At 75.3% G+C, this 1809-nt stretch carries 1 protein-coding gene; it reads left to right on the forward strand.

The window, feature by feature from the left end; translation table 11 throughout:
• Nucleotides 1-254 precede the first annotated feature (254 nt).
• The gene (locus tag ABZ641_RS35820; protein ID WP_359988623.1) at nt 255-1751 is read left to right on the forward strand and encodes an amino acid permease; all 1497 of its coding nucleotides are present in this window, start codon (nt 255-257) and stop codon (nt 1749-1751) included.
• Nucleotides 1752-1809: the final 58 nt, after the last annotated feature.

The following is a 1809-nucleotide window of genomic DNA, read 5'->3' on the forward strand; positions in this document are numbered from 1 at the left end:
GGTCTTCTGACGGGTGATCTGCACTTCGCTGCGGGGGGCGCGGGGGGGGGGCCGGTCCTCGGCGCCCCGCCCGATCCGGTCCCTCGCGCCGCGGCGGCACCACCGCCGCGCCCCGCCCGACGGCGTCACAGACACCGTCCCGACTCCGGTGAGCACACGGCAACCTCGCGGCAACAGGCGGGCAACGCACGGGAATCCGACCGGCCCTAATTTCTGTCACCCGACAGAAAACGCCTGCGGAAGGCCGGTGCCCCATGACCACCAGCACGTCGCTCGCTCCCGCCGGTACCGCCGGTCCGCCGTCCGCCGGCGCGCTCCCCTACCCCCAGCAACTCCACCGCACCATCGGCCGGTTCGGCTCCTTCGCGGCCGGCTTCTCGTTCATCTCGGTGCTGACCACGGTCTTCCAGCTCTTCGCCTTCGGCTACGGCGCGGCCGGCCCGGCCTTCGTCTGGACCTGGCCGGCGGTGCTCGCCGGCCAACTGGCGGTGGCCGCCTGCTTCGCCGAACTCGCGGCCCGCTACCCGATCTCCGGGGCGATCTACCAGTGGGCGACCCGGCTGGCGAACCCGCTGTACGGCTGGTTCACCGGCTGGCTGATGGTGCTCGGCCAGGTGGTCGTGGTCACCGCCGCGGCACTCGCCCTGCAGGTGGTGCTGCCGGCGCTGTGGCCGGGCTTCCAGCTGGTCGGCGGCGACCCCTCGCCGACCACCGCGAGCGGCGCGGCCAACGCGGTGCTGCTGGGCACCGCGCTGATCGCCCTGACCACCCTGGTGAACGCGGTGGACAACCGGGTGCTGTCGCTGGTCAACGGCGTCGGGGTGACGGCCGAACTCGCCGGCATCGCACTGATCCTGGTGCTGCTGTTCACCCACACCGAGCAGCCGGTGGGCGTGGTGCTGCACACCGCGCCGACCGGCGGCGGCGCCTGGACGCTGCTGGTCGGGGCGTTCACCGCGGCGTACGTGATGATCGGCTTCGACAGCGCCGGCGAGCTCTCCGAGGAGACGGTCGCCCCGCGCCGTACCGCGCCGCGGACCATCCTCACCGCGCTCGCCGCCGCCGGGGTCAGCGGCGGCCTGCTGCTGCTCGGCGGCGTGCTGGCCGCCCCCAGCCTGACCGACGGCCGGCTCGCCGCCGAGGGGCTCTCGTACGTGCTGACCAGCAGTCTCGGCGACGGGCTGGGCCGGGTGCTGCTGGCCGACGTGGCGGTCGCGGTCTGCGTCGGCACCCTCGCGATGCAGACCGCCGGCACCCGGATGGTCTTCTCGATGGCCCGGGACGGCGCCCTGCCCGGCGCCCGCCGGCTGGCCGAGGTCGCACCCGCCAGCGGCATGCCCCGGTGGGCGGCGCTCGCCGTGGGCGTCCCGGCGGTGGCCTTCCTGCTGCTGAACCTGGTCTCGCCGGCCGCCTTCCTGGCACTCTCGGCGACCTGCATCGTGCTGGTCTACGCCGCGTACGCGCTGGTGGTCGGCGCGATGCTGGTCCGCCGGGTGCGCCGGCTGCCGCTCGGCGAGGGCGGGCCGGACACGGACGAGACCGGCCGGCCGCTCTTCACGCTCGGCCGCTGGGGGCTGCCGGTGAACGTGCTCGCCCTGCTGTACGGGGTGGCGATGACGGTCAACCTGGCCTGGCCGCGCGCCTCGGTGTACGACCCGGACGGCGGCCACTGGTACCTGCGGTGGTTCGCGGTGCTGGTGCTCGCCGGCGCGGTCGCGGCGGGTGCCGCCTACCGGCTGCGCCGCCGCTGACGGCGGCGCCGCGGACCCGCGCTCACAGGAGCCGCTCGCCCTCCCGGCGGGCGGCTTC

The organism is Kitasatospora sp. NPDC007106, from assembly GCF_040634455.1.
In the GTDB taxonomy this organism is placed as follows: Bacteria; Actinomycetota; Actinomycetes; order Streptomycetales; family Streptomycetaceae; genus Kitasatospora; species Kitasatospora arboriphila.

What these genes read in the sequence shown, in the direction of transcription:
- ABZ641_RS35820 (WP_359988623.1), top strand. Translation starts at nt 255, where the DNA reads ATGACCACCAGCACGTCGCTCGCTCCCGCCGGTACCGCCGGTCCGCCG.